The sequence below is a fragment of the Rhodoferax sp. SPJ21 genome (assembly GCF_058216335.1).
In genome coordinates, this window is record NZ_JBYZMO010000003.1 from 212,506 (window position 1) to 235,651 (window position 23,146).

Annotated in this window: 21 protein-coding genes; 1 reads left to right on the forward strand and 20 read right to left on the reverse strand. The window is 63.7% G+C overall.

Features of this window, described 5'->3' with window-relative positions; translation table 11 throughout:
* Window positions 1–20: 20 nt before the first annotated feature.
* The 17 genes from odhB to AC4BBN_RS16445 all read right to left on the reverse strand — a co-directional run bounded on the left by odhB (window position 21) and on the right by AC4BBN_RS16445 (window position 17,595).
* Window positions 21–1,268, reverse strand: a complete 1,248-nt coding sequence (odhB, locus tag AC4BBN_RS16365; protein WP_490593066.1) for a 2-oxoglutarate dehydrogenase complex dihydrolipoyllysine-residue succinyltransferase — start codon at window positions 1,266–1,268, stop codon at window positions 21–23.
* 95 nt (window positions 1,269–1,363) lie between these two features.
* Window positions 1,364–4,237, reverse strand: a complete 2,874-nt coding sequence (locus tag AC4BBN_RS16370; protein ID WP_490593067.1) for a 2-oxoglutarate dehydrogenase E1 component — start codon at window positions 4,235–4,237, stop codon at window positions 1,364–1,366.
* Window positions 4,238–4,508: 271 nt separating this feature from the next.
* The gene (locus AC4BBN_RS16375) at window positions 4,509–5,111 is read right to left on the reverse strand and encodes an isochorismatase family protein (RefSeq protein WP_490593068.1); all 603 of its coding nucleotides are present in this window, start codon (window positions 5,109–5,111) and stop codon (window positions 4,509–4,511) included.
* Window positions 5,112–5,150: 39 nt separating this feature from the next.
* The gene (locus AC4BBN_RS16380; protein WP_490593069.1) at window positions 5,151–5,717 is read right to left on the reverse strand and encodes an RBBP9/YdeN family alpha/beta hydrolase; all 567 of its coding nucleotides are present in this window, start codon (window positions 5,715–5,717) and stop codon (window positions 5,151–5,153) included.
* A 180-nt stretch (window positions 5,718–5,897) separates the two neighbouring features.
* Window positions 5,898–6,695, reverse strand: a complete 798-nt coding sequence (locus AC4BBN_RS16385) for a MetQ/NlpA family ABC transporter substrate-binding protein (protein ID WP_490593070.1) — start codon at window positions 6,693–6,695, stop codon at window positions 5,898–5,900.
* Window positions 6,696–6,855: 160 nt separating this feature from the next.
* Window positions 6,856–7,521 (reverse strand): methionine ABC transporter permease, encoded by a 666-nt coding sequence (locus AC4BBN_RS16390; protein ID WP_490593071.1) that lies wholly within the window; start codon window positions 7,519–7,521, stop codon window positions 6,856–6,858.
* Window positions 7,514–8,506, reverse strand: a complete 993-nt coding sequence (locus tag AC4BBN_RS16395) for a methionine ABC transporter ATP-binding protein (protein ID WP_490593072.1) — start codon at window positions 8,504–8,506, stop codon at window positions 7,514–7,516. Before AC4BBN_RS16395 ends, AC4BBN_RS16390 begins: the two co-directional genes overlap by 8 nt.
* A 235-nt stretch (window positions 8,507–8,741) precedes the next feature.
* Complete coding sequence (locus tag AC4BBN_RS16400; RefSeq protein WP_490593073.1) at window positions 8,742–8,957, reverse strand: TOBE domain-containing protein; 216 nt, start codon at window positions 8,955–8,957, stop codon at window positions 8,742–8,744.
* Window positions 8,958–9,059: 102 nt separating this feature from the next.
* A complete protein-coding gene (locus AC4BBN_RS16405) occupies window positions 9,060–10,364 on the reverse strand; it encodes an O-acetylhomoserine aminocarboxypropyltransferase/cysteine synthase family protein (protein ID WP_490593074.1) in 1,305 nt (434 codons plus the stop codon).
* 27 nt (window positions 10,365–10,391) lie between these two features.
* Window positions 10,392–11,198, reverse strand: coding sequence for an ATP-binding cassette domain-containing protein (locus AC4BBN_RS16410; RefSeq protein WP_490593075.1), 807 nt, complete (start codon window positions 11,196–11,198; stop codon window positions 10,392–10,394).
* A 33-nt stretch (window positions 11,199–11,231) separates the two neighbouring features.
* Window positions 11,232–12,155, reverse strand: coding sequence for an aliphatic sulfonate ABC transporter permease SsuC (gene ssuC, locus AC4BBN_RS16415; RefSeq protein WP_490593076.1), 924 nt, complete (start codon window positions 12,153–12,155; stop codon window positions 11,232–11,234).
* The gene (locus tag AC4BBN_RS16420; RefSeq protein ID WP_490593077.1) at window positions 12,152–12,538 is read right to left on the reverse strand and encodes a VOC family protein; all 387 of its coding nucleotides are present in this window, start codon (window positions 12,536–12,538) and stop codon (window positions 12,152–12,154) included. The genes ssuC and AC4BBN_RS16420 overlap by 4 nt, the downstream gene beginning before the upstream one ends.
* 25 nt (window positions 12,539–12,563) lie before the next feature.
* Entirely contained in the window at window positions 12,564–13,739 is a 1,176-nt protein-coding gene (gene ssuD / locus AC4BBN_RS16425; RefSeq protein WP_490593078.1) for an FMNH2-dependent alkanesulfonate monooxygenase, read from the reverse strand.
* Window positions 13,740–13,754: 15 nt separating this feature from the next.
* A complete protein-coding gene (locus AC4BBN_RS16430) occupies window positions 13,755–14,780 on the reverse strand; it encodes an aliphatic sulfonate ABC transporter substrate-binding protein (RefSeq protein ID WP_490593079.1) in 1,026 nt (341 codons plus the stop codon).
* Between the two features lie 10 nt (window positions 14,781–14,790).
* Window positions 14,791–15,759, reverse strand: coding sequence for an aliphatic sulfonate ABC transporter substrate-binding protein (locus AC4BBN_RS16435; protein ID WP_490593080.1), 969 nt, complete (start codon window positions 15,757–15,759; stop codon window positions 14,791–14,793).
* A gap of 92 nt (window positions 15,760–15,851) precedes the next feature.
* Window positions 15,852–16,439, reverse strand: coding sequence for an NADPH-dependent FMN reductase (gene ssuE / locus AC4BBN_RS16440; RefSeq protein WP_490593081.1), 588 nt, complete (start codon window positions 16,437–16,439; stop codon window positions 15,852–15,854).
* Between the two features lie 139 nt (window positions 16,440–16,578).
* A complete protein-coding gene (locus tag AC4BBN_RS16445) occupies window positions 16,579–17,595 on the reverse strand; it encodes a sulfate ABC transporter substrate-binding protein (protein WP_490593082.1) in 1,017 nt (338 codons plus the stop codon).
* Between the two features lie 208 nt (window positions 17,596–17,803).
* Between AC4BBN_RS16445 and AC4BBN_RS16450 the strand changes: the two genes are divergently transcribed.
* Entirely contained in the window at window positions 17,804–18,547 is a 744-nt protein-coding gene (locus AC4BBN_RS16450) for an Ivy family c-type lysozyme inhibitor (protein ID WP_490593641.1), read from the forward strand.
* A gap of 60 nt (window positions 18,548–18,607) precedes the next feature.
* Here the strand turns inward: AC4BBN_RS16450 and AC4BBN_RS16455 are convergent, their stop codons facing one another.
* The 3 genes from AC4BBN_RS16455 to AC4BBN_RS16465 form a co-directional block, all read right to left on the reverse strand.
* Window positions 18,608–19,966, reverse strand: coding sequence for an MATE family efflux transporter (locus tag AC4BBN_RS16455; protein ID WP_490593642.1), 1,359 nt, complete (start codon window positions 19,964–19,966; stop codon window positions 18,608–18,610).
* A gap of 44 nt (window positions 19,967–20,010) precedes the next feature.
* The gene (locus AC4BBN_RS16460; RefSeq protein WP_490593083.1) at window positions 20,011–20,649 is read right to left on the reverse strand and encodes a DUF2239 family protein; all 639 of its coding nucleotides are present in this window, start codon (window positions 20,647–20,649) and stop codon (window positions 20,011–20,013) included.
* Window positions 20,650–20,738: 89 nt separating this feature from the next.
* Window positions 20,739–23,024: a DUF3772 domain-containing protein gene (locus AC4BBN_RS16465; protein ID WP_490593084.1), complete on the reverse strand. Its 2,286-nt coding sequence runs from the start codon at window positions 23,022–23,024 to the stop codon at window positions 20,739–20,741.
* Window positions 23,025–23,146 lie beyond the last annotated feature (122 nt).

The window sequence follows — 23,146 nt, forward strand, 5'->3', positions numbered from 1 at the left end:
GGGCTGCCCTTGAAACCGTCTTAGATGTCGAACAGGAGACGGGCTGGGTCTTCCAGCGCTTCCTTCATGGCCACCAGGCCCAACACGGCTTCGCGGCCGTCGATGATGCGGTGGTCGTAGGACATGGCGAAGTAGTTCATCGGGCGCACCACCACTTGGCCGTTTTCCACCACAGCGCGGTCCTTGGTGGCATGGATGCCCAGGATGGCGGATTGCGGTGGGTTGATGATGGGGGTGGACAGCATGGAGCCGAAGGTACCGCCATTGGAGATGGAGAAGGTGCCGCCGGTCATGTCTTCGATGCCCAGCTTGCCGTCACGGGCCTTTTGGCCGTATTCGGCGATCTTCTTTTCGATGTCGGCAAAGCTCATCTGGTCGGCATTGCGCAAGATGGGCACCACCAGACCGCGGGGCGAACCGACAGCGATACCGATGTCAAAGTAGCCGTGGTAGACGATGTCGTTGCCGTCCACGCTGGCGTTCAGCACGGGGAACTTCTTCAGGGCGTGCACAGCCGCCTTGACGAAGAAGCTCATGAAGCCCAGCTTGCAGCCGTGTTCCTTTTCGAAACGCTCTTGCATGCGCTTGCGCATGTCCATGACCGGGGCCATGTTGATTTCGTTGAAGGTGGTCAGGATGGCGTTGGTCGATTGCGATTGCAGCAGACGCTCCGCCACGCGGGCACGCAGGCGGCTCATGGGCACGCGCTGCTCAGGGCGGTCGCCCAGGTCAGGCGCCATGGTAGAAACCTGTGGCAGGGACTTGGTGGGCACGCCGGTGGGGATCACCGCAGCAGCAGCCTTCGGGGCAGCCACGGCAGCCAGTACATCACCCTTGGTGACGCGGCCGTCTTTGCCGGTGCCGGCCACGGAGCCTGCAGCCAGGGCGTTGTCGGCCATCAGCTTGGCAGCGGCAGGCATGGGCACGCCGGCCATGGAGGTGCTGGTCGCGGCGGCTGCAGGCGCAGCGGCGGCCACAGCGGGTGCAGCAGCTGCGGCGGGGGCAGCAGCCACAGCGCCGGCTTTGCCTTCGGTGTCGATACGGGCAATCAGCTGCTCGGCAGCCACGGTGCTACCGTCGCCCATGACCAGCTCGACGATCACACCGGCGGAGGGTGCGGGCACTTCCAGCACGACTTTGTCGGTTTCCACTTCGATGAGGATTTCATCCACGGCAACAGCGTCGCCAACCTTCTTCTTCCACTGCAACAAGGTGGCTTCGGCCACGGACTCGGACAGTTGTGGAACCTTCACTTCAACGATAGACATTTCAAAAACTCCAGATTTTTATATGTGGGGCGTGCGGGCCGGAGCATTCCGCTCCAGCCGGCACAGCGTTGGCCCGGAGGCACAACGCAGGGTGCTTACTTGGTCAGAACAAAGCCTTTGAGCTTGCCGAACGCGCCGTCGACCAGAGCCTTTTGCTGCTCTTGGTGCAGGTGCGAATAGCCGGCTGCAGGAGATGCCGAGGCCGCGCGGCCCGAGTAACCCAGCTTCTGGCCGTCGGCCATGTTCTCGTGCAGATAGTGCTGCACGAAGAACCAGGCGCCCTGGTTTTGTGGCTCGTCCTGGCACCACACGAGTTCCGTGACGTTGGGGTACTTCTTCAGTTCGGCAGCGAAAGCTTTGTGCGGGAACGGATAGAGCTGCTCCACACGCAGGATCACCACGTCGTCGGCGCCCTTTTCTTCGCGCTTCTTGGCCAGGTCGTAGTAAACCTTGCCCGAGCAGGCGATGACGCGCTTGATCTTGTCAGCCTTGACTTCCTTGTTCTCAGGGATGACGGTCTGGAAACTACCCTTGGTGAACTCGCTCAGCGGAGACGCTGCATCCTTGGCGCGCAAGAGGGACTTGGGCGTCATGATGACCAGCGGCTTGCGCAGGTTGCGCACCATCTGGCGGCGCAACAGGTGGAAGATCTGGCTGGCGGTGGTGGGCTGCACGACCTGCATATTGGTGTCGGCGCTCAGCTGCATGAAGCGCTCCAGGCGGGCCGAGCTGTGCTCGGGGCCTTGGCCTTCGTAGCCGTGTGGCAGCATCAAGGTGATGCCGTTGACACGGCCCCACTTGACCTCACCGGAGGCGATGAACTGGTCGATCACCACCTGGGCGCCGTTGGCGAAGTCGCCGAACTGGGCTTCCCAGATCACCAGGGTGTTGGGGTCGTTCGAGGCATAGCCGTACTCGAACGCCAGCACCGCTTCTTCGGACAGGATGGAGTCGATGACCACGAACGGAGCCTGGTTGTCGGCCACGTTTTGCAAAGGCGTGTAGGTGCCTTCGTCGAACTTTTCACGGTTCTGGTCATGGATCACCGCGTGGCGGTGGGTAAAGGTACCGCGGCCGCAATCTTCACCGCTCAAACGCACGGGGTAGCCGCTGGCCACCAGGGATGCGAAAGCCATGTGTTCGCCCATGCCCCAGTCCACCGGAATATCACCACGGCCCATGGCGGCGCGGTCGTCATAGACCTTCTTCACCAGGGAGTGCGGTGTGACGGATGCCGGAATGGTGGTCAGCTTTTCAGCCAGGCGCTTCCACTCGGACAGGGGAATAGCGGTGTCGCCAGCGTCGGTCCACTTGCGGTTCAGGTACGGGGACCAATCCACTGCGTACTTGCTCTTGAAGTTGGTCAGCACCGGGTCGAAGGTGTTCTTGCCTGCGTCGAGAGCGGCGCGCATGGCCTTGACCATGTCGTCACCCAGCGTTTCGCCGAAGCCTTGGGCCGTCAGCTTGTCGGCATACAGCTTGCGCGTGCCGGGGTGCTTGGCGATCTTCTTGTACATCAGCGGTTGGGTCAGCGCGGGCGTATCTTGCTCGTTGTGGCCCAGTTTGCGGAAGCAGATGATGTCCACCACCACGTCGCGTTGGAACTCCATGCGGTAGTCCAGAGCGATTTGGGTTGCCAGCACCACGGCTTCAGGATCGTCACCGTTGACGTGCAGCACAGGGGCTTCGATCATCTTGACGACGTCGGAGCAGTACAGCGTGGAGCGGCTGTCGCGTGGGTCGCTGGTGGTGAAGCCGATCTGGTTGTTGATCACGATATGCACCGTGCCGCCCGTGAAATAACCACGGGTTTCGGCCAGCGCCAGGGTTTCCATGACCACGCCTTGGCCGGCAAAAGCCGCGTCGCCGTGCACCAGCACGGGCAGCACTTGCTTGCCTTGCGGGTCGGCACGGCGGTCCATACGGGCGCGCACCGAACCTTCGACCACCGGGTTCACGATTTCCAGGTGGGAAGGGTTGAAGGCCAGCGTCAAATGCACCGGGCCGCCAGGGGTGGAGACGTCGGAGCTGAAACCTTGGTGGTACTTCACGTCGCCGGAAGGCAGGTCTTCAGGGGCGGTGTGGTCGAACTCGGCGAACAGGTCGGAGGGCACCTTGCCCAGCGAGTTCACCAGCACGTTCAGGCGGCCACGGTGGGCCATGGCGATCACGATTTCTTGCACGCCCTTGGTGCCGCCCATCTGGATCAGCTCGTCCATGGCGGCGATGAAGCTTTCACCACCTTCCAGGGAGAAGCGCTTTTGGCCCACATACTTGGTGTGCAGGAAGCGCTCCAGACCTTCGGCTGCGGTCAAGCGGTCGAGGATGTGCAGCTTTTTCTCTTTGGACAGGCTGGGCTTGCTACGGATGCTTTCCAGCTTTTGTTGCCACCAGCGTTTTTTGTTCTGGTCGGTGGTGTACATGTATTCGGCGCCAATGGTGCCGCAATACGTTTCACGCAGCGCATTCATCAGGTCGCGCAGAGACATGGTCTCTTTGCCAAAGAAGGTGTTGCTGGTGTTGTAGACGGTTTCCTGGTCGGCATCGGTGAAGCCGTAGAAGGATGGGTCCAGCTCAGGAATCTTGTCGCGTTCGGTGCGCTTGAGCGGGTCCAGATCGGCCCAACGTACGCCGACATTGCGGTACGCGGCGATCAGCTGCTGCACGGCGGTGCGCTTGCGGCCCATTTCGGAGTCGGCGCCCGTGGCCATGACCACCTTGGTGCCGCCTTGCTTGGCGCGTTCTGCGAAGGCGTTGACTACCGGCAGGTGCGGCACGTCTTTGGCGTCGCTGCCGTCGGCGGCGGGCACGTGTTGGAGCGCGTCGAAGTAATCGCGCCAGTTGTCGGGCACGCTACCGGGGTTTGCAAGGTAGTTTTCGTAGAGTTCTTCTACGTAGGGGGCATTGCCGCCGAAGAGATAGGTGTTGCCTTGGTAGGCTTGGTACACCGAAGAGACTGGTTCACTCATATTCCGCTGACCTCCGTTTCCCTGCAGGAAACATTAGCTGGTTAAAGCTGGGTTTAATTAACCTTCCGCGACACGGCTGGACCGATTGGCGGATGCGACTGTGGCAGGAAGGGCCTAGTACGGGCGGGATTATCTACCCAATATGGGGCGTGTGGTGCCAAGTTACGGGGGAAGAACAGGCACCCGCTATTAAATTTATAGCTACCGGCGCATGCTGAATATGCGCCAGCCCCATTTTTTATCTAAAAATCCATGTGGTGCGGGAGAAACATTACTTTACCAAGGCCTGCACCGCTTTGAAGTCGGCGTGCTCGGCGGTGCGCAGCCATTCGAACAGCACCATCTCGGTGGTGACCAGCTCGGCGCCAGCGCCGGCCAGGCGGTCAAACGCGGCGTCGCGGTTGCGTTCGGTGCGCGAGCTGCAGGCGTCGGTGACCACCCAGACGTCGAACTCGTCTTCCAGCAGGTCCAGTGCCGTTTGCAGCAGGCAGATGTGCGCTTCCAGCCCGGCAATGACGATGGTGTTGCGCTCGGGCGCCGCGTTTTGCGGCTTTTGCAGGTGCTTGGGCAAGCTGCGGGCATTGCCCTGCACCGGCTTGGCGGGTGGGCGCAGCCATTCGCCCAGGCCCTCTTCCATGCCGCTGAAATGCATTTTGCTCAGGGTGTCGCGGCACAGAGCGCGCATCTCGGCCGGGTTTTGGCCCAGCTTGGACGGGTTTTGCTCGGTGCCCCAGACCGGCACGTCCAGCAACTGGGCGGCCTGGGCCAGTCGCATGGCATTGGCCAGCACGGCGGTGTTTTCAAAAATGGCGGGGAGCAGGCGCTCCTGGTAGTCCACCAGGACGAGTTGGGATTCTGGGGCGTCGAGCAGCATGGAGTTCCTTGGCGAAATCGGGGGCAAATAAGCCCCAGATTAAACCGCAGATGCCACGTCACCCACCGCTGGCTGCAACAGCCCGCCGGTCAAAGACTGCAACAAGGCCAGGCCCAGCGGCCAGTCGCCATGGCCAGACGCCACATTGATATGCCCCGCGTCCTGCAGGCGCACCATCTCGCTACCCCAGGCGCGCGCATAGGCACCGGCCAGGCGCACCGGGCAATACGGGTCGTTGCTGCTGGCTACCAGCACACTGCGGTACGGCAGGCGGGCATAGGGCACGGGCGCGAAGTCGTTCAGGATGGCGCGGCGCTCGGGATCGGCTGGGGCTACCAGCAGCGCGCCCTGGATGCGCTCCACCGCTTCGGGCGGCAAATGGGTGGTGGCAATGCAGCCCAGGCTGTGGGCCACCACCACCACGGGGCCAGGCCGGGCCAGTATCGCCCGGGTGATGGATGCCACCCAGGCCGCACGCGTAGGCGTGGCCCAGTCATCCTGGTCCACGCGCTCCACCCCGGCCACGCTCTCGGACCACAGGGTCTGCCAATGCCCAGGGCCGGAATTGCGCCAGCCGGGCACGATGAGAATTCTGGTTTGCGTCATGGCCCGGATTGTGGGCAGGCCACAGCCAAACTCCAACGACTGAATTGCTGTTTGTTTATACGCATGAGCTTAGAACCAAATTGTCTGAAAAGACGCTACAAATTCACACATAAAAAAGAGCTTCAAGCGCAGTAATTACCTGCACTTGCAGCTCCTGTTTTCATAGCTGACTAGACCGGGTTAGAAACCGCTCAACACCGCTCCCTTGAACTCGGTTTGCACGTACTGGCGGATCTCCTCCGAGTGGTAGGCCTTGACCAGCTTGGCCACCCAAGGCTTGTCCTTGTCCTGCTCGCGCACGGCCAGCAAATTGACGTACGGGCTCTTGGCGCTTTCCTGGGCAATCGCGTCCTTGGCCGGGTTCAGCCCGGCTTGCAGGGCGAAGTTGGTGTTGATGGCCGCCGCGTCCAGGTCGTCCAGCGAGCGCGGCAGCTGGGCAGCGTCCAGCTCCACAAAGCGGATCTTCTTGGGGTTGTCCACCACGTCCAACGGCGTAGCCTTTAGGCCGGCCTCGGGTTTGAGCTTGACCAGACCCTTGTCCTGTAGCACCAGCAGCACCCGGCCGCCATTGGTCGGGTCGTTCGGAATGCCGACCTTGGCGCCCTCCTTCAGGTCCGCCAGGCTCTTCACCTTCTTGGAATAAATGCCAATCGGGAAGTTGACGGTGTTGCCCACCGACACGATCTTGTAACCCCGGTCCTTGACCTGCTGGTCCAGGAAAGGCCTGTGCTGGTAGCTGTTCAGGTCCAGATCACCCGAAGCCAGGGCAGCATTGGGCTGGATGTAGTCGCTGAATTCGACGATCTGGATCTTCAGACCGTCTTTCTCGGCGATCTTTTTCACCTGCTCAAAAATTTGCGCATGCGGCCCGGCGGTAACGCCGACCTTCAGCGGTTTGTCTTGCGCCAGTAGGCTGCCCGACAGCGTGCTCAACAACGCCAGCGAAAGGGCGGATTTAATCAAGGTACGTTTATGCATGGTTTTCTCAATTGAAAAGGGGAACTACTCACCTTCAACGCGCAGCTTGGACGCACGCCACCCAGAAACACCGCGGAACTGGCTTTGCCAGGCCGCTGGTGTTGCTCCCTGCAAGGGGGTTGGCGGAAAGTGCGCAGCACTGCAGCCTGGGGGTGAGCCACTATTTATGGCTTATCCGGCGGACCAGCCAGTCGCCCAGGCTTTGCAACGCCTGCACGAAGACGATCAGCACCAGCACCACGGCCAGCATCACCTCGGGCAGAAAGCGCTGGTAGCCGTAGCGGATACCCAGGTCGCCCAGGCCACCGCCGCCAATAGCGCCGGCCATGGCCGAGTAGCCGGTCAGGCTCACCAGGGTGATGGTCACCGCTGCCACGATGCCAGGCAGCGCCTCGGGCAGCAGCACCTTGAAGACGATTTGCAAGGTGCTGGCACCCATGGCCTGGGCCGCCTCCACCAAGCCGGCATCCACCTCGCGCAGCGCGGTTTCCACCAGCCGGGCAATGAAGGGCGCGGAGGCAATCGTCAGCGGTACCACCGCCGCCGCCGTACCAATGGATGAGCCAGTCAGCAGCCGTGTGAACGGAATGATGGCCACCAGCAGGATGATGAAAGGCGTGGAGCGCACAGCATTCACCAGCGTGCCGACCACGCGGTTCAGCGCTGGCTTGTGCAGCACGCCGCCCTGGTCGGTCAGCCGCAGAAAGACACCCAGCGGCACGCCGATCACGGCCCCGGCCAGGCCAGAGATGCCGACCATCACCAGCGTCTCCCAGAACGAGGACGCAAACAGCTCCAGCAATTGGGGCGTGAAGGTTTCAAACATGGGCCACCTCCTGCACTACGACGCCAGCGCCACGCAAATGGGCCACGGCGGCTGCCAGTTGCTCGCGCGCACCGCGTACATGTACAGCCAGCGCGCCGAAAGGACGGCCCTGGATCTCGTCCACCTGGCCGTGCAGGATGTTCAGGTCCAGCCCGAAGCGGCGGATCACGTCCGACAACAGCGGTTGGTCAGAGTCGTCGCCGGCAAACGCCAGGCGCAGCAACTGCCCTTGGTGAGCAGGCGTATCGGTGGCCATCAGCTTGCGGATGCGCGCCAGCACGCTCTCCGGCAGGTCCTGCGGCAAGATCTCGTCGATCAGGCTGCGGGTGGTGGCGTGTTGCGGGCGGGTGAACACATCCATCACCGCGCCCTGCTCCACGATGCGGCCGGCATCTATCACCGCCACCCGGTCGGCCACCTGCTTGACCACCTGCATCTGGTGCGTGATCAGCACAATGGTCAAACCAAAGTCGCGGTTGATCTGGCGCAGCAGACCGAGGATGGAACGTGTGGTTTCCGGGTCGAGCGCCGAGGTGGCCTCGTCGGACAATAAAACCTTGGGGTTGCTGGCCAGCGCCCGGGCAATGCCCACGCGCTGCTTTTGCCCGCCGCTGATTTGCGCGGGGTAGCGGTCGCGCAGCGCCGACAGGCCGACCAGGTCCAGCAGGCCATCGACCCGGTCCTTGATCAGCGCCGGGCGGGTGCCTACCAGCTCCAGCGGCAGCGCCACATTGTCAAAAATCGTCCGTGAAGACAGCAGGTTGAAGTGCTGGAACACCATGCCGATCTGGTGCCGGGCGGCACGCAGCGCGGTAGCGTCCAGCGCCGTCAGGTCCTGCCCATCGACGCGGACCTGGCCTTGCGAAGGCCGGTTCAGCAGGTTGATGGTGCGCACCAGCGAGCTCTTGCCCGCGCCGCTGCGCCCGATCACCCCGAAAATTTCACCCGCCTGGATGTGCAGGTCTATACCCCGCAATGCTTGCACCGGGCCAAGGAGCCTGCCGGACTTGGAAAGCGTCGGCTGCAAATCGACCGCAGCGGTCCATTTTTCACCGGCTTTTTGCCCCATAGCGGAGCTATGGGCCTGCAAATCCGGCAAAAACTGTCCTCGCTGGGGCCGATTTTCGCTTTCGACGTTCCAAGCCCGACAGGCTCCTTGTGGGCCCGGGTAAGTCTGGTGGATGTTGTGCAGCTCAATCATGGGGTGGCGATGCCAGTCCTTAGAGCTTGGCGATCGACACTTCAGTGGACTTCACCAGGGCCACGACTTCGCTGCCCACCACCAGTTGCAGGTCGTTGACCGAGCGGGTGGTGATGACGGATGTAACGATGCCCCAGGGGGTTTCGACGTCGATTTCAGAGACGACATCGCCACGGATGATTTCCTTGATCTTGCCGCGGAATTGGTTGCGTACGTTGATGGCTTGGATGGACATGGATTTACTCCTGGTTAAAAAATCGTTGTGCTATGGATTACGTAGCTACCAGCGCAGGTAATAACTGGGCCAGAGGCATCTTTTATATAAATCTGAAGTGGCTTACACCGCTGCCAGCGCCTGGTCCAGGTCAGCCAGCAGGTCGTCGATATGCTCGATGCCGACGGACAGGCGCACCGTGTCTTCCGTCACACCGGCCTTGGCCAGCTCGGCCGGGTTGAGCTGGCGGTGCGTGGTGGACGCCGGGTGCGTGGCCAGCGAGCGCACGTCGCCGATGTTGACCAGGCGGGTGAACAGCTGCAGCGCATCCAGGAAGCGCGCGCCGGCTTCACGCCCGCCCACACCTTCAGCTTTGACGCCAAAGGTCAGGATGCCGGAGGCAAAACCGCCCAGGTACTTTTTGGCCAGCGCGTGGTCGGGGTGGTCTTCCAGACCGGCGTAGGTCACCCACTGCACCTTGGCCGACTTTTGCAGATGCCGCGCTACCGCCAGCGTGTTGCTGTGGATGCGGTCCATGCGCAGAGCCAGGGTCTCGATGCCTTGCAGGATCAAGAACGCGTTGAACGGCGAGATGGCCGCGCCGGTATTGCGCAGCGGCACCACGCGGGCCCGGCCGATGTAGGCAGCGGCGCCGAGTGCCTCGGTATAGACCACGCCGTGGTAGCTGGGGTCAGGCTCATTCAGGCGCTTGAAGCGCGCCTTGTGCTCCGCCCAGGGGAACTTGCCCGAATCGACGATGGCGCCGCCAATGCTGGTGCCGTGGCCGCCCAGGTACTTGGTCAGCGAATGCACCACGATGTCGGCGCCATGCTCGATGGGCCGGCTCAGGTAGGGGCTGGGCACGGTGTTGTCGACGATCAGCGGCACGCCGTGGCGGTGGGCGATCTCGGCAATCGCGGCGATGTCGGTCACATTGCCAGCGGGATTGCCCAGGGACTCCACGAAGACGGCCTTGGTCTTGTCGTCGAACAGGCCTACAAAGCTTTTAGGGTCGCGGTGGTCGGCAAAGCGGGTGGTGATGCCAAACTGCGGCAGCGTGTGGGCGAACAGGTTGTAGGTGCCACCGTACAGCGCGGTACTGCTGATGATGTTGTCGCCCGCCTCGGCAATCGTCTGGATGGCGTAGGTCACCGCGGCCTGGCCAGATGCCAGGGCCAGCGCGGCAATGCCGCCTTCCAGGGCCGCCACACGCTGCTCCAGGATGTCCTGCGTCGGATTCATGATGCGGGTGTAGATATTGCCCGGCACCTTCAGGTCGAACAGGTCAGCGCCGTGCTGCGCGCTGTCAAAAGCATAGGCCACGGTCTGGTAGATCGGCGGCGCCACAGCGCGCGTCGTCGGGTCCGGCGAATAGCCGGCGTGGACCGACTTGGTTTCAAACTTCCAGTTGCTGCTGTCTCTTGCCATGCTGTCTCCCGAAGGTTGTGGTGAAAATCAAATCGCCCAGTTCAGGCCAAAGATAGGTGTCAAATCGCCGCTCCGCGCAGGCGGAACGTGCGCAGGTTGCTCCGGTTTCTGTAGCACGCGGTCGAGGATGCGTTTTTCGATGCGGGCAAACTCGGCGTCGCCTTGCGAGCGTGGCCGGGCCAAAGAAATGTTCTCGTCCAGCGCGATGCGGCCGTCTTCGATCAGGATCACGCGGTCGGCCAGGGCCACTGCCTCCTGCACGTCGTGGGTCACCAGCAGCGCGGTGAAGCGGTGCTGCTGCCACAGGCTTTCGATCAGGCGGTGCATCTCGATGCGGGTCAACGCGTCCAGCGCGCCCAGGGGTTCGTCCAGCAGCAACAGGCGCGGCTGGCGTACCAGGGCGCGGGCCAGGGCCACGCGCTGGCGCTGGCCGCCAGACAGGCGCGACGGCCATTCGTTCTTGCGGTCGGCCAGGCCGACCTGGGCCAGCACTTCTTCGCCACGGGCACGCGCCTCGGGAGGCAGGCCCAGCACCACGTTGTCCAGCACGCGGCGCCAGGGCAGCAGGCGCGCCTCCTGGAACATGATGCGGGTGTCGCCGTGCAGGCCGTCTACCTGCTTGTCGTCTATGGACAAGCCACCGCTGCTGGCGGCTTCCAGCCCGGCAACCAGGCGCAGCAAGGTGCTTTTGCCGCAGCCGCTGCGGCCCACGATGGCGATGAACTGGCCGGGCTCGACGGTCAGCTGCGCCTTGCGCAGCACCTCGCGCTCTCCGTACTTCTTAGTAAGGCTGCGGGCTTCCAGCTTGACGCCGCCTGGGGTGGTATTGCTCATGGATTCAGCTTTCAGATTGAATAGACTGGGCTCTTACTGGTAGCCCGGGTGCCAACGCAGCCACCAGCGCTCTAGCCCACGGGCAAACAGGTCGGCCAACTTGCCCAGCAAGGCGTACAACAAGATGCCTACCAGCACGATGTCGGTCTGCAGGAATTCGCGTGCGTTCATGGTCAGGTAGCCGATGCCGGACTGGGCGGAGATGGTCTCGGCCACAATCAAAATCACCCACATCAGCCCCAGCGAAAAGCGCAGGCCCACCAGGATGCTGGACAGCGCGCCGGGCAGCACCACGTCGCGGTACAGCTGCCAGCGCGACAGCCCGTAGGTGCGGCCCATTTCAATCAGCTGCGGGTCCACATTGCGGATGCCGTGGAAGGTGTTGAGGTAGATCGGGAAGAACACCGACACCGCGATCAAAAACAGCTTGGCCATCTCGTCGATGCCGAACCACAGAATCACCAGCGGTATCAGCGCCAGCGCCGGGATGTTGCGCACCATCTGGATGCTGGAGTCCAGCAGGGTTTCAAAGAACTTCACCGAGCCGGTCAGCAGGCCCAGCAGCAAACCCAGGCCGCCGCCTATGGCCAGACCGGTCAGGGCGCGGCCGGCACTCACCTTGACATGGGTGAGCAACTCGCCGGACAAGGTCAGCGTCCACGCAGCTTTGACCACGTCCACCGGCGCGGGTAGCACGCGGGTGGACAACCAGCCCAGGGACGATGCGACCTGCCAGACCACGATCAAGGTGATGGGCACCAGCCAGGGCAACAGGCCCTGCCCTACGCTGGCGGCAAAGGCACGCAGCTGGGCCAGGTGGCGCGAAGGTGCTGGGGCATCCGGCGCCTCCAGCGCTTCTGCAAATGCATGTGGGAAGGGCGTGACCTGCAGCTCGCTTTCCTGCGGCAGGGAACGGGATGCTTGTTGGTGGATGTTGTGGGAAATTGTGCTGCTCATACCGTACTCGCTTGGGATGCATCGGGCTCCAGAAACTCCAGGCGGTTGCCCGCCGGGTCTTTCACGTAAAAGCGCAGGTGGCCGACCAGGGGCTGGGTTTCCTCCAGCACCACATCGGCCGACAGCAGGCGCCGGCGCAAGGTGGGCAGGTCTTGCACCTCGAAGGCCAGGTGCGCGGGCACCGGGCTCGGCTGCCAGTTTTCGGTGGGCACCAGGTCCACGCGCTGGTGGCCAGCCACGAAGCGCAGCGGCGCGCCCTGGGCGGGCTGCTGGCCCACTTTGAATTCGGTCAAGCCGATCAGCTGGTTGTAAAAGCGGCGTATCTGCGGCTCGTCACCGGCCCGAAAGCCCAGCTGCGCGTGGTGGATGGAGTGGATGTTCATGGCGGCGCTCTTCTTGAAGGGGTTGTCAGCTTTGCGAGGCTTGGGGAACGTGACGCGGTACAAAGTTGTTACCAATCACCTCGCCAAACGGGCCGGTCAGGGTCTGGCCGGGCAGCTTGTTGCGCAGCGACAGAGGCAACAGCGGGAACACCAGCTCGGCGAAGCGGTAGGCCTCTTCCAGGTGCGGGTAGCCAGACAGCACGAAGGTATCCAGCCCCAGGTCGGCGTATTCCTGCAGGCGCGCGGCCACGGTCTTGGGGTCGCCCACCAGGGCGGTGCCGGCGCCGCCGCGTACCAGGCCCACACCGGCCCAGAGGTTGGGGCTGATTTCCAGGTCGGCACGGGTGCGCTTCTTGCCGCCAGCGTGCAGCGCGGCCATGCGGCGCTGGCCGGTGGAGTCCATGCGGGCAAAGGCGGCCTGGGCGCGGATGACGGTGTCGTCGTCCAGCCGGCTGATCAGGCTCTCGGCGGCCTTCCAGGCCTCGTCGTCCGTCTCGCGCACGATGACGTGCAGGCGGATACCGAACTTGACGGTGCGGCCCTGCTTGGCGGCACGGGCGCGTACATCGGCCACTTTTTTGGCGACTTCTGCGGGTGGCTCACCCCAGGTCAGGTAGGTTTCGACCTGCTCGGCGGCCAGGTCGTGTGCGGCGTCGGACGAGCCGCCGAAGTACACCGGCGGATGCGGCTTCTGCAGCGGCGGGTAAAGCAGCTTGGCGCCCTTCACGCTCAGGTGCTGGCCCTCGTAGTCATAGGTTTCGCCGTCGTGGCTGCGCGCCAGGATGTTGCGCCAAATGCGGATGAACTCGGCCGATTGTTCGTAGCGTTGGGCGTGGTCCAGGTAGACGCCGTCGCCCTCCAGTTCGATCTGGTCGCCGCCGGTCACCAGGTTGATCAGCAGGCGGCCGCCGGACAAGCGGTCAAAAGTGGCGGCCATGCGGGCCGCCAAAGCCGGCTGGTGCAGGCCGGGGCGCACGGCGACCAGGAACTTCAGTCGCTTGGTCACCGGCAGCAGCGCCGAAGCTACCACCCAGGGGTCTTCACAGGAGCGGCCGGTGGGAATCAGCACGCCTTCATAGCCCACGCTGTCTGCGGCCTGGGCGACCTGCTTCAGGTAGTCGAAATTGACCTCGCGCGCACCTTCGCTGGTGCCGAGGTAGCGGCTGTCGCCGTGGGTGGGGATGAACCAGAAAACTTGCATGACTGCTTCCTTTAATTAGCTTTTCAATACGGCGTCAGCCACCTTGACGGGCTTGGGGATCAACCCGATCTTGAAGAAGGCCTGCGCTACGCGCTGCTGGTCATCCACGGTCTGGCTGGCCAACGGGGCTACGGGCGAATGCGGGCGGCGGGTCAGGAACAGGCTGACCACACCAGCGTCCAGGCCGCTGAAATCCGAAATCAATTTAATGGCCTGCTTGCGGTCGTCCTGCGCCAAGCGGTCGGCCCGGGTGAGCTCCTCAAACAGCACGGCAATCGCCTGGCTGTGCTGGGTGGCAAAGGCCCGGGATGCCAAATAGAACGAGTTGTTGCTCGACAGGCCAAGCCCATTGCTCAGCACGCGCGGACGGACGGCCAGCTCGGTGGCGGCGTAAAACGGGTCCCAGATGGCCCAAGCGTCCACGCTCTTGCGCTCGAAGGCGGCGCGTGCATCGGCAGGTGCCAGGTAAATGGGCTGGATCTCATCCCACTGCAGGCCAGCCTTCTCCACCGCGCGCAGCAGCAGGTAGTGGGCGCTAGAGCCTTTTTGCAAGGCCACTTTGCGGCCCTTCAGGTCGGCCAAGGTGCGCAGCGGCGAATCGGCCTGGGTCAGAACGGCCGAGCTTTCGGGCTTGGGCGGCTCGGCGCCGACGTAGACCAGATCCTTGCCTGCGGCTTGGGCGAAGACCGGGGGTGAGTCGCCGGTCAGGCCGAATTCCAGGCTGCCGACGGCCAAGGCCTCCAGCAGCTGCGGCCCGGCGGGAAACTCCAGCCAGCTCACCTTGGTATTGGGCAAGCGCTTTTCCAACCAGCCCAGTTGCTTGGCGATGACCAGGTTCACGGCGGACTTCTGGTAGCCAATACGTAATTGCGGCAATTGCGGAAGCTGGGGTAAGGTCGGCACATCCGCTACATTTTTAGTAGCTGCTTGCGCAGATGGAGTAAGCGCTAGCGGGCCAAAAATACCAAAACTGGCGGCACTGGTCGCTAGCAGACGCAGCAGCTTACGCCGTGCGTCCTGGGAGGTGTGCAGGTCGTCCACGGTGTCTGCCTCAGGCCACGCCAGCCAGGGCGGCTTCCAGGATGCTGATCTTCCTGGGCAGCAACTTCAGCTCAAAGAAAGTGTCGGCAATCACCTGCTGCTCGGCCAGGATGGCTTTGGTGACGGGCACCGTGCCAATCGGGCGGCGCTGCAAGGTCAGCTCGGCCACGCTGCGGTCCAGCCCCAGGATGGCGGCGTATTCGGCTGCTGCGGCGGCGCGGTCGGTGCCAAACCATTTGTCAATGGCTGCCACCTCCTCCACCGCGATGCGCAGAATATCGGCGTTCTTGTCGGCAAAGCTGCGCGAGCTGAAGTAGTAGCCCCGGTTGTTGACCACACCGGTGGCGTCGGCCAGCAGGCGGGCGTCGGCATTCTTTTGCGCGGCGGCCAGGAACGGGTCCCAGATCACCCAGGCGTCCACCGAGCCCTGCACAAAGGCGGCGCGGGCGTCGGCGGGGGCCAGATGCACGTGCTGCACATCGTTGTAGGCCAGGCCGTTTTTCTCCAGCAGCTTGGCCAGGAAGAACTGCACGTTGGAGCCCTTGTTGTAGGCAATCTTCTTGCCCTTGAGGTCGCCCACCTTCTGGCTGGCCGAGGCCTTGGGCACGACGATGGCTTCGCTGGCGACCAGTGGCGCGGTGGCAGCCACGTAGACCAGGGGCGCACCGGCGGCCTGGGCGAAGATGGGCGGGGCTTCGCCTACGTCGCCAAAATCGATGGAGCCCACGTTCAGCGCCTCCAGCTGCACCGGGCCGGCGTTGAACTCGGTCCAGGTAACGTTCACACCCAGCGGGGCCAGGCGCTTTTCGAGCGTGCCACGGGCCTTCAAAAAGCTCAGCACGCCTTTCTGGTTGCCGATGCGCAGAGTGCGGGTGGCGGGCGCTTGGGCCAGGGCGGTGACGGCTGGCAGTGCCAGGCTGGCGGCGGCTGCGCCGGCGATCAGCAGGCGGCGGCGTTGTTCGAAATTAGATGTACTCATGGTGTGTCCTAGGGGTCTGCGTAGGCAAAGCTCTGCCCTGCCGCTGCGCAGCTGTCAAAAAATCAAACGGTGAAGGAAAGGGGTGGAGCGGCTTAGACGCTACAGCGCACGTCGGCAAACTGCACCGGCGCGTACTGCGGCTGCAGCGACGGTTTGCGCTTGCCGGTGAAAGGCAGCAGGTCCACCACGCCTTCCAGCCGGCGCGCAAGTTCCACGTCGATCTGCTGGCCTTCTTGCGGTAGCAGCACCACTTGCGCGTCGATGGCGAACACGCCCGGCAGGATGTGCTCTGCCGACAGCGACTGCAGCACCGGCCGCAGCGCGTAGTCCAGCGCCAGCATGTGGTGCGGGCTGCCGCCGGTGGCTACTGGCAGCACCGTCTTGCCCTTGAAGGCGGTCTGAGGCAACAGGTCCAGGAACAGTTTCAACACGCCGCTGTACGCCGCCTTGTAGATGGGCGTGGCCACCACCACCGCCGTGGCCCGCGCCACCTGGGCAATGGCCTGGGCAATGCTGGGGTGGGCCACATTGGCCAGCAACAGGGCCTGGGGCGACAGGTCACGGATCTGCACCCGGTCCACCTGCGCACCCTGCAGCTGCAGACGCTGCTGCACGGCGTCCAGCAAGACGGCGGAGCGGGACCGCTCCGAAGGGCTTCCGGCAATCAATAAAACGGACATGTGGTGGACTCCTAACGTACTTGGTTAAGCCCCCTGCCTTCACCAGAGATACCGTGGAACTGGCTTTGCCAGGCCACTGGTATTGCCCCCTGCAAGGGGGTTGGCGAAAGACGCGAAGCGCTGCAGCCTGGGGGTGTGCCTATTTCTTCCCATAGAACTGGTCAAAGACACCGCCATCGGCGAAATGCGTCTTCTGGGCTTTGGTCCAGCCGCCGAACAGGTCGTCAATGGTGAACAGGTTCACGTTGCCGAACTGTTTGGCGTACTTGGCAGCGGCGGTCTTGTCGCGGGGGCGGTAGTAGTTCTTGCCGGCCAGGTCCTGGCCCACCGGGCTGTACAGGTATTGCAAGTAGGCCTCGGCCACCTTGCGGGTGCCGCGCTTGTCCACCACCTTATCGACCACGCTGACCGGCGGCTCGGCCAGGATGGACAGGCTGGGGGTGACGATCTCGAACTTGTCCTTGCCGAACTCGCCCAGCACCAGGTAGGCCTCGTTTTCCCAGGCGATCAGCACGTCGCCCTGGCCACGCTCAGCAAAGCTGATGGTGGAGCCACGGGCGCCGGAGTCCAGCACTACCGCGTTCTTGTAGATGCCGGCCACAAAGTCACGGGCCTGAGCGTCGGTGGCGTTATTCTTCTTCACCGCGTAGCCCCAGGCGGCCAGGTAGTTCCAGCGGGCGCCGCCGGAGGTCTTGGGGTTGGGCGTGACCACGGCGATGCCGGGGCGTACCAGGTCCGACCAGTCGGTGATCTTCTTGGGGTTGCCCTTGCGCACCAGGAACACGATGGTCGAGGTGTAGGGCGACGCGTTATTGGGCAGACGCTTTTGCCAGTCGGCGGGGATCAGCTTGCCGTATTCGTGCAGTGCGTCCACGTCGTAACCCAGGGCCAGCGTGGCCACATCGGCCTCCAGGCCGTCAATGATGGAGCGGGCTTGCTTGCCCGAGCCGCCGTGCGACTGGCTGATGGTCACGTCCTGGCCGGTCTTGGTCTTCCAGTCTTTGGCAAAGGCGGCGTTGAAGTCTTTATAGAACTCACGGGTCGGGTCATAAGATACATTTAGTAACTTGACCGGCTCCGCAGCATGCGCTGCCAGGCCAGCGAGAGACAAGGCCAGGGCCACAAAGGATTGCGAGATTTGGCGGCGGGTGGTCATAGAGCTTGAACAGAGTCCATTTGGTTTGCGATGGATGGATTCTGGAAGCAGCGTGTCAAAACTGGAACGAATGAATTCTCAGTTGTTTATTACTTATTCATCTCATAAGCCTCAGACCCAGAGTTATTTGCCGGGTCTGGCCCTGCTCGGGCTTTGCCTGTGGGCGGCTGCCCCTGCCTGGTCGCAGGCACGTTTTAAGTCAGATGTGATGCGCAATTTTGGCGGCGTGTACGCCAGCAGCTGCGGCAACCCCAGCGGCCCCAGGCTGCGTGTCGCCTGGGATGCACTGGTAGTGGAGCACGGCGACAAGCGCATCGTCGGTCGCAATGTGCAGGCAGATACCCGCTACTACGGCGCCGCCGCGCAGCTGCCGCATTTCCAGGTGGCGCTGACCAGCACGCTACGGTCTGGCGCCAAGCTGGACTTTGTGGTGCTGGAAGAAAAGTCCATCGTCAACATCACGCTACAGGCCGATCCCAAACTACAAGAGGCTCTGGGCAAGACCGTGCTGGCAGCCAAGTACCACCGCTGCAGCAACGACAAACCGGGCAACAAGGGCGAGGAAGCCGCCAATGAGCCGCGCGACGGCAGCCAGGCCACGTTGCCAGAACCCATGAGCGACATCGAGAAGTTGCTGCTCAACCCCCAGTTCAAGACCACCTACACCCGCGCGCTAGGCCCGCTGGTGCGCGAACGCTGGCTGGCCCGGCTGGAAGGCCCCCGCCCACCCATGCGGCGTGAGCACATAGACGGCACCGAATACGTGGTGATTGCCGTGTGCAAGCCGCATTTCTGCACCAACTACAACGCCGCCCTGCTCTACGCCCCCCAGCAGGGGCTGCTCTACGGCAAGGTCTTCCAGCTGGGCAGCAGCACCCAACTGGGCGAACCACCACCGCAGGTACAAACGCGCCTGGACGCGCTATGGGCCGAGCAGTGGCTGCAACACTGATGTGCTATTAAAACAGTAGCTGCCTGCGCAGGTTCTATCTGCGCCAGCGGCCTATTTTGCTTATAAGCGCCGTATAGGCTTCTTGACCCACACCAGGCGGTAATAGGTGGTTTGCATGGCCAACATGGCCAGAAACGCCACCGGGTAGGCGGCCCAGATGCCGTTCAGACCGTAGTGCTGGCTCAGCACCCAGGCCACCGGCACCTCCACCCCGCCAATTGCCAGCATGGTCAGCGCCGTGGGCACCAGCACCGTGCCGCTGGCGCGCATCAGGCCCGATAAGACCATGGACATGCCCATGACGATGATGGCCCAGAGCATGGTGTGCAGCAGGGTCTGCGCCAGATCGACCACCGCCGGGTCGGTGATGAACAGACCCAGGATGCGCCGCGAAAACAGGTAGGCCAGCAGCACCAGCGCACCGGTCAGCAGCGCATTCATCCAGATGCCGGTGCGGGCGATCTTGCCCAGCATGTCGCCCCGCCCGGCGCCAATCGCCTGCGCACCCAGGATGGACGCGGTGATGGCAATCGAAAACGCCGGGAACTGCACATAGGACACGATCTGGTTCACCGCGCCGTAAGCCGCCGTGGCCTGTGAACCAAAGCGGTTCACCAGGAACAGCACAGCGATCTCGGCCAATGAGATGGTGATCATCGACAAGCCCGTGGGCAGGCCAATGCGCAGCACCTTGGCCAGAATCTGCCCGTCTACCCGCAGATAGGGCCGGAACGTGGCGTCCGGCGCCAGCACATGGCGCACGCGCAGCAGGTGCCAGGCCGTCCAGGCCATGGACACGGCAAAGCCCAGGCCCGCCGCGTACGCGCCGCTGACCACGCCCAGCTGCGGCAAACCGCCCCAGCCGCGTATCAGCGCGGGCGTGGCCAGCAAGCCGACGGCGGTGGAGATCAGCAGGGTTTTCAGCGGCGTCTTGGTGTCGCCCACGCCGCGCATCATGGAGGTGACCAGCAAGAACAGAAACACCGCCGGCGAGGCCACCAGCATCACCCGCGCATAGGCCGTGGCGTCGCCCAAAATATCGGCCGGCGTGCCCAGGGCGCGCAGCAGGCCGTCGGTGAACATGCCGCCAAACAGGGCCACCACGACGCCGGCGTACAGGCCCACCATCAGCGTAGTGCCGGCAATCGCCTTCACCCGCTCGGGCTCCTTCGCGCCCCAGGCCTGGCCTATCAGCACGGCAGCGCCCGAGCCCAGGCCGATCATGAAGGCGATCAGAAAGAACAGCACCGGGAAAAAGGCCGACACCGCCGCCATCGCACCCACGCCCAGCATCTGGCCCAGGTAGATGTTGTTCACCGTGCCCGACAGCGCCTGCAGAAAGTTGCTGGCAATCATCGGCACCAGAAACGCCAGGTACACCCGCCACAGCACCTTGGGCCGGGCCGCTGGCCCGGGCATGGCGGCGCCCGCTGGCACGGCCGCACTACGATTTGCATCCATATTCAAACCTCGAAAACGTTGGCCAAGATCTTTTGCAGATGGGCCTGCACATCTGCTGGCCAGCGGGCTATCTGCGCTTCAAACGCTTGCGCGTCGCCCGCGAACAGGGCCCGGCTGGCTTCTTCAAAGCCGGGAGCGTCGCCCGCGATAGCGGACATGAACTTGTAGCCCACGGCGCTGCAGCGGGCGACCTCGTCCTTGCGCTCGGATGCATGCCGCGCCACTTCCACCAGCTTGCGCAGCGCCACCGAGGCGCCGCCGGGCTGGGTGGCCAGCCATTCCCAGTGCCGTGGCAGCAGGGTCACCTCGCGCGCCACCACGCCCAGCTTGGGACGGCCTGGCCCGCGCGGCGCCTGGCCGGAGGGGCTGTCTTCAGCCGGCAGTTGCGCGGGCTCGGCCATGGCATCCACCGCCTGTGCCTGCTGCACCAACTGCACCGCAAACTCTTCCACCGTGCCGTGCCAGTCCAGCTCCAGCACTTCGCTGGTGGCGTCGTCAAACACCCATACCGGCGTGGGTGCGGCGCTGTCAGCGCCCGCGTCCACCGCCATCTTGGCGCGCATGGCTACGTCACGCAGCGCCCCCGCTGCAATGCAGTTGCCGCCTTCGAAGGCGGTGCAAGAAGTATCCAACCATGCCATATTTTCACCCGGATTTAATTAATCCATGGATTCTACCCGGATTTAATATCCGAGCAATTTACACCCGGGTAAAAATTTGCAAACCCGGCTTACACAGGCTTTTCAACCGGCGGTTCAAGTTGCGCTACCGGCTGCACCGGCACATCGCGCAACACCATGGTGGACGGGTTGGACAGCGGCAGCCCGGCGGCACGCAACTCCTTCAGCACCACCAGCAACACGTCACTGCGCACGTTGTACGAACGCCGGGGCGTTGGCACATAGGCGGTGGCGTTGAACATCAGCTTGCCGCTGCTGTCTATGCCCTCCAGCGCCACGCTGGGCGCAGGCGTGGGCTGGACCTCGGGGTGGTTGGTGAATGCCGCCAACAACACGTCCTGCACGCGCTGCACATCGGTGTCCAGCGGCATGGGCAGCTTGATCTGCACCAGGCCCAGCGGGCTGGCGTGGGTGATGTTGCGTACCGTCTTGGTGATGAACTCCGAGTTCGGCACGATCACGGTGGAGCGGTCGCTCATCTGGATCTCGGTGGCCCGCACGTTGATGCGGCGGATATCGCCCTCCACCGTGCCCAGCACCACCCAGTCGCCCACCTTCACCGGCCGCTCGGCCAGCAAAATCAGACCGGAGACAAAGTTCTGCACCACCGCCTGCAGGCCAAAACCAATACCCACCGACAAGGCACTGGCCACCCAGGCCACCCGCTCCAGGCCAACGCCCACGGCCGACATGGCCATGGCCACCACGGTTACACCACCGGCATAGCCAAACAAGGTGCTGGCCGACATCTGCATGCCCGCGTCCAGCGTGGTGGTGGGCAGAAAATTGTTCTCCAACCAGCGCTTGAGGGTGCGCACGCACAGCAGCCCGCCCACCACCACCGCCAGGGCCAGCAGCACCGCTGTGGGCCGCAGCTGGATTTCGCCGATCGCCAGGCCGTCGCCCAGCGCCGAAGCGCGGTGCATCAGCTCGGGCGGCCCATCACCAAACGGCGACAACACCAGCAGCAGGGCCACCAGCGCTACCGTGGCGCGCACCACGCCTGACAGCAGCACGGCCGCCTGGTCGCGCAGGCGCCACACTTCGGGCTCGGGGTTTTCCACCGGGGCGGACGCCAGCCAGCCCATGCACATATCGTCCACCAACATCATCAGCAAGTAGGCCGTGCCAGAGACGATGGTGCACCAGGCCACCTGGCGCAACACAAAGCTGCCCAGCGCCACATAGCCCAGCAGCAAACCCACCACGCTGGCCGCCAGCACCAGCCAGAGCAGAAACGCCAAGCTGCTCAGCCACAGTGGCCGGGCCGGCACCTGGCCCACACCCGTGCCCTCCTCCAGCTGGCGGCGCAGCCGCTCGCCGCGCATCACCGCCATCACCATGCTCAGGCCCAGGGCCAAAGCCAGAATGCAGTTCAAAGCCACAGCTGTGGCCAGGCTGGCGTTCACCAGGCTGTAAAGCTGCTCGGCCAGCCAGCCGGCCGTGGTCACCAACGCCAGTACCAGCGGAAAGCGCCGCAGGCCGAGCGCCACGGTATCTGGCATGGCCGACAAGCGCCAGGTGGGGCGCTTGGGCGACAGCAAAGCCTGACCCAGGCCCGCCACGTAGCCACCGAAACAAGCCAGACCCACGCTGCGCACCAGCAAGGCATGGGGCAGCTCGGACAGGTCGCTATTCCACTCCAGCCCGGTGCGCACCACCAGAGCCACCAGGCCCCAAGACAGCACCGACAGCAGCACCCGCAGCACCGCGTACAGCGAGCGCCGCAAGCGCCCGCCCGGCACCTTGTGGCTGACCAGGTACAGCGCCGCCACTGCCAGCCGATTCCGCACCAGCGCCAGCACGGCCAAGGCCGCCGCCATGCCCAGCCACACGCCCACCGTGGCAGCGCGCAGGGCCTTCACCAGCTCTCCCACCAGGTCGGCCGAGCGGCCCGCATCGGCCACGAAGTTGTCGCGCAGCTCTTTCCAGAACGGCGGCGCCAGTATGGAAGCCGTACGCTGGCCCAGTTGGGCCTGGAACTGCGCGCGCCGCTGGGCAGAAATCTGCGCCGCCAACTGCTCACTTTCCACCACCAGCAGGCGTGCCAGCTTCAGCTGCGCGTCCAGCGCATTGCGGCTCTTGTCCAATTGGCTGCGCATGGAGCTGATGTCGCTGGCCTCTTTTTTGTCGGCCGGTGCGGCGCCCAGCTCGCTCAGCCGGGCCTGCACGCTGTCCAGCTGCGGCGACAGCTCGTCTGCTGCTTTTTGCGCCTGCGCCTCGGCCGCGATGGCAGTGCTGCGCCAGGCCATCAGATCGGTCTCGGCATCCGCATCGGGCAGGTTCTTCTGCATGGTCTCAATCTGCTGGCGCAGCTTGTCCAGCGAGTCGTCCAATTCCCCTGGCTGCGCCCCAACAGGCGCAAGAACACAGGCCACACATACCAGCACGCAGGCAAAAACTTTAGAGAAAAATTGGCTTCTAGCGCTCATGGGTATTGGCTTGCCTGCTATGAATT